Raw genomic sequence first — 4,876 nt, 5'->3', positions numbered from 1 at the left:
CTAGTTAATATCTTTTAAAATTTTTACGAGTTATTCACAGATTAATTTTTAAAATTTTTTTACTGTTCCTTTTTAATATAAAAATAAAATGTATAATAGAAAAACAAAAAAAATAAATTAAAAAAAATAGAAAAGAAAAAATGAAAAACATAATTTTATTTATAAAAAAATGTTTTTTTTCTAAAACTCAACAAATAAAGAAAAAAACATACATAATAATACTATTAATATTATCTATACTTATACTAACAACAACATTCTTATTATTTAAAAAGTCAAAAAAAAAAAGTTTTATTAAAAACGAGAACCAAGTAATCCAATATGAAAAAATAATGAAAAATAATCATATATACAAAAAAAAAACGAAATAATTAAGTATATATTAAAAAATAAAAATATATATTCTTACTTAATTGGACTAAAATTATCAAAAGAATGCGTGAAATTAAATAAACTTAACCATTCTAAAAAAATACTGAATATAATAGAAAAAACAATAACTGAAAAAAATTTAAAAAATATAATTAAACTTAAAATACTTGACATAGAAATTGAAAAAAAAGAATTCAAAAAAGCAGAGAAAATGATTTCTAAAATAAAAAAAAAAGATTGGGAAAACATTTTTATGAATAAAAAAGGAGATATATATTTTTTTGGAAAAAAAAATAAACTTGCTCTGATAAATTGGAAAAAAAGCTTGAAATATCAAATCGATAATAAATCAAAAGAAATAATAAAAATGAAAATACAAAAACTAAATAAGTAAAAAATTTTTAATTTTAATACTATATTTTCTAGAGAAAAAATATGAATAAATTTATTATTGCAATAATAGGAAGACCAAATGTAGGAAAATCAAAATTATTTAATTTATTAACAAAAAATCACTCTCATTCAATAATAAATAAAAAAAAAAATCCTACATCCGTAACAAGAGATAGAAAATATGGTTTTTTTAAAGAAAATGAAAAAAAAATAATTTTAATAGATACAGGAGGATTAAAATTAAGTACAAAAATAGAAATTGAAAAAAAAATAAATGAACAAACTATGATTGCCATAAAAGAATCAAATCTTATTTTTTTCTTAGTAGATGCTTATAAAGAAGAATTTAAAGAAAATAAAAAAATAGAAAGATATCTTAAAAAAAATAAAAAAAAAACTATTTTGATAATTAATAAAATCGAAAATTTAAATTTCGAATCTATATATTATGAAAAATTTGTTAATTTAAATTTCGAAAAAGTATTTCCTATTTCTGTTAGAGAAAGAATAGGAATTTCTAAATTAATAAAAGATACAATAAAAACCAAAATAAAAAAAATTAAAATAGAAAAAAAAAATGATTTTTTTAAAGAAAAAACAATAAAAACCATAAAGATAGGATTTATAGGAAAACCAAATGCAGGAAAATCAACTTTAATAAATTCACTAATTAAAGAAAAAAGATTAATTACAGAAAAACATCCTAATACTACTAGAGATTGTATTTCTATTCCTATAACCATTAAAAAAAAACAGAAATACAACCTAGTTGATACAGCAGGAATCTATAAAAGAAAAATTAATAAAAATAATTTAATTGAACAATTATCAATAAAAAAAAGTTATGAAACTATAAAAACAAGTAATATAATTATCTATTTAATAGATGCGAAAGAAAATATTACAAAACAAGATTTAAGAATAATCGATTATTCTCAAAAACTAGGAATTCCTACAATAATATTAGTTAATAAATGGGATTTGATAAAATTTAAAGAAAAAAAAATTTTCAAAAAAATAACATATTCTAGATTACAACATTTTCCTAATTTTTTCGTATATTTTATTTCAGCTTTATATAATATAAATGTAAATAAAATTTTTAATTTATGTTATAATTTGTTCTCTTCTTCTATAAAAAAAATCAATAGTTCTAAATTAACAAAATTAATGTATTCAGCTACTAAAAAACATTCACCTCCTTTAGTCAAAGGAAAAAAAATAAAATTAAATTTTGCTCATCCTGGAGGATATCAACCTCTTAGAATTATAATACATGGTAGTATGTTAGATAAATTAGATGAATCTTATAAAAAATATCTAAAAAATTTCTTTGAGTCAAAATTAAAAATAAAAAACTCCAGTATTATTTTTCATTTTAAAAATAAAAAAAATCCATATTTTTCAAAAAAATAAAATAATATAAAAAATAGTTCCTAAGAACTATTTTTTATTTTTCTTTTACATAATTTAATGAATAAAAAGGTATTCTTATTTCTAAATTTTCATTTCCTATTTTAGCTTGGCAAGCTAACCTACTAAATTCTGTCAACCCCCAAGCTTTATCTAATAAATCTTCTTCTTTTTCTTCCATAATAGATAATGAAGAAAAACCTTTTTCTACTATACAATGACAAGTACTACATGCACATGACTTTTCACAAGCATGATCTATATTGATATTATGGGACAAAGCAGTATCTAATATAGTTTCTCCAGATTTTACAAAAATTATTTTTCCTTTAGGTAATATTATTTTATGTGGTAAAAACACTATTTTAATCATTATTAAATTCCTTAAATATTACAAATACTTAAAAAAAATTACTTAAAAAAATTGTTTTTAATATTAATTGAATATATTAATATATTAATATTTTTTAAAAAAATAAAAAACTTCTATTTTAAAATATTGAAATCATCAATAGTATTAATGGTCATATTTTTTTTATTTTTGCTAATTTTATCTACTACACTAACATGTAGTAAACCGTCATTATCAATTTTAAAATTAATGAAAATTCTATTAATTCCAGCTAATTGAGGAGTTATTCCTGATAATGAAAAACAAAACAAAGAACGACAATCTTTTACCAATTTTCCTTCTCCTTGTAAAATATGTATTTTAATTGAAGTTTGGTTATCTTGAAAATTAGTAAAAATTTTAGTACATTCAGTTGGTAATTTTGTATTTTTTTTGATTATTTTTTCAACGATTCCTCCCATTACCTCAATTCCTAAAGATAAATGTAGTACATCAATTAATAAAAACTTCTTTTTTTTACTAATATTTCCTGAAAGATTCTCAGAATGAATAGCAGATCCTATTACAACTGCTTCTTCTGGATTAATAGAAGAAAGTGGTTTTTTTTTAAAAAATAATTCTATCTTTTTTTGAATTATAGGAATATGAGTAGAACCGCCTACTAATATAATTTCATTAATTTTATCTATTCGAATATCAACAGAAATTAATGCTCTTTTACAAATCATTAACGTTTTTTTTACTAATGGTTCAATTAATTTATTGAATTCATTTCTAGTAATTTCAATTAAAAAATTTTGAATTTTAAATGATACTTTTTTTTTAAAAGAAAGTTCTTTTTTTAAAAATTTTACTCTTGAAAATATTTTTTTTTTAATTTTTTCATTATCAATCAATAACTTAAAGTATTTTTTAAATATATATTCTATTAATAAAAAATCGAAATCATCTCCACCTAAATGAGAATTTCCAGTTGTCGTTAATACTTCAAAAACATCATTTTCTAATTTTAATAAAGAAAAATCAAAAGTTCCTCCTCCCAAATCATAAATTGCAACTAATTCTTTTTTTTTTAAATTACATCCATACGCAATAGCAGCCGAAGTAGGTTCATTTAGTAGTCGTACATTTGTTAATCCAGCTAAAAAAGCTGATTTTTTTATTTCTTTTCTTTGTTTGTTATCAAAATAAGCTGGAACAGTTATCACTGAATGATCAATTTCTCTATTAAATTGATTTATTACCCTTTTTTTCAATACCGATAGAATTTGACTAGTAATAGTAGAAATTTTTATAAATCCTTGTATTGTTTTAATACAAATTTCATTGTTACTGTCTTCTTTATAAGAATATGGTAGTTTAGGATATAAAATTTTTATTTTTTCTTTTGATAATCCTATTAATCTTTTGATAGAAAAAATTATATTTTCTTTGTTTCCTTTATAATTCTTTAATGCGTTCCAACCAACTAAGATTTTATTTTTTTCATATTTAACAACTGAAGGTAATAATTTTTGACCATTTTTATCTTTTAGTATTTTAATTTTATTAGAAGAAAATCTTGCTGCTAAAGAATTTGTTGTTCCTAAATCAAATCCAATACATAGTTTCTTTTTTAGAACAATTTTAGACATATAAATTCCTTAACTTTTAAATTATTTATTTAGGTATTTAATTTCTTCTATTGTAGAACATTTTATTCTTTTTAAAAAAAATAATTTTTCTAATATTTTTGAAGCTATTATCCAATCTTTATTTATAATTTTTTTTTCGATTTTATTTAAATAATAAAGAATTAAATTATCAATTTTTTTTAAAAAAAAACGTATTTTTTTTTCACTTTTATTAGAAGATCTTTTAAGAATTTCTAATTCTTCACATAATTTTATATGTTTTTTTAAAAAATCTAAATTATATTTATTATTTTTTTCTTTTTTTAGAATTAAATTATTCAAATATATAAGATATTCAGCTCTTTTTATAGGATCAATTAAAACTTGATATGCATGATTAATTTTAATAGATTTATTTATTATATTTATTTTTGTTTTTTTATCTTCATAAATATGAAAATCAGGATGATACTTCTTTTGAAGATTATAGAATCTTTCAGTTAGAATTTTTATATCTATTTGAAATGATATAGGTAAATTGAAAATGTCAAAATAATTTTTCATAATATTTAATCTTTTTAAGAAATTCTAAAAATCAGTGATTTCATAGTACTTGCATCTATGCAAGTAGTGAAAGCGATCCAATAGTACTTGCATCTATGCAAGTAGTGAAAGCGATCCAATAGTACTTGCATCTATTCGAGTAACAACAGTGATTTCATAGTACTTGCAT

5 protein-coding genes are annotated in these 4,876 nt (G+C 19.3%); 2 read left to right on the top strand and 3 right to left on the bottom strand.

Annotation, left to right across the window (positions count from 1 at the left end; all coding sequences use genetic code 11):
• Positions 1-349: 349 nt before the first annotated feature.
• Together AB4W66_RS02535 and der are read left to right on the top strand one after the other, a co-directional pair.
• Positions 350-766, top strand: coding sequence for a tetratricopeptide repeat protein (locus AB4W66_RS02535; RefSeq protein WP_367675097.1), 417 nt, complete (start codon positions 350-352; stop codon positions 764-766).
• A 41-nt stretch (positions 767-807) separates the two neighbouring features.
• Positions 808-2,181, top strand: coding sequence for a ribosome biogenesis GTPase Der (gene der, locus AB4W66_RS02530; RefSeq protein ID WP_367674861.1), 1,374 nt, complete (start codon positions 808-810; stop codon positions 2,179-2,181).
• 34 nt (positions 2,182-2,215) lie between these two features.
• On the opposite strand, the gene fdx is transcribed toward der, so the two are convergent.
• The 3 genes from fdx to hscB form a co-directional block, all read right to left on the bottom strand.
• Positions 2,216-2,551 carry an ISC system 2Fe-2S type ferredoxin gene (gene fdx, locus AB4W66_RS02525; protein WP_367674860.1) on the bottom strand — a complete coding sequence of 112 codons (336 nt, stop codon included), beginning with the start codon at positions 2,549-2,551 and terminating at the stop codon, positions 2,216-2,218.
• Positions 2,552-2,664: 113 nt separating this feature from the next.
• Positions 2,665-4,164: an Hsp70 family protein gene (locus AB4W66_RS02520; protein ID WP_367674859.1), complete on the bottom strand. Its 1,500-nt coding sequence runs from the start codon at positions 4,162-4,164 to the stop codon at positions 2,665-2,667.
• Positions 4,165-4,185: 21 nt separating this feature from the next.
• Entirely contained in the window at positions 4,186-4,707 is a 522-nt protein-coding gene (gene hscB / locus AB4W66_RS02515; protein WP_367674858.1) for a Fe-S protein assembly co-chaperone HscB, read from the bottom strand.
• Positions 4,708-4,876 lie beyond the last annotated feature (169 nt).

This window comes from Buchnera aphidicola (Tetraneura ulmi), assembly GCF_964058925.1.
GTDB classification, from domain to species: Bacteria; Pseudomonadota; Gammaproteobacteria; order Enterobacterales; family Enterobacteriaceae; genus Buchnera_D; species Buchnera_D aphidicola_B.
This window is presented reverse-complemented; position numbering and strand designations above follow the sequence as displayed.

Excerpts from the sequence above, each read along its gene's own strand:
- der (WP_367674861.1), top strand. The coding sequence starts at position 808 with ATGAATAAATTTATTATTGCAATAATAGGAAGACCAAATGTAGGAAAA.
- fdx (WP_367674860.1), bottom strand. The coding sequence starts at position 2,551 with ATGATTAAAATAGTGTTTTTACCACATAAAATAATATTACCTAAAGGA.
- AB4W66_RS02520 (WP_367674859.1), bottom strand. The coding sequence starts at position 4,164 with ATGTCTAAAATTGTTCTAAAAAAGAAACTATGTATTGGATTTGATTTA.
- hscB (WP_367674858.1), bottom strand. The coding sequence starts at position 4,707 with ATGAAAAATTATTTTGACATTTTCAATTTACCTATATCATTTCAAATA.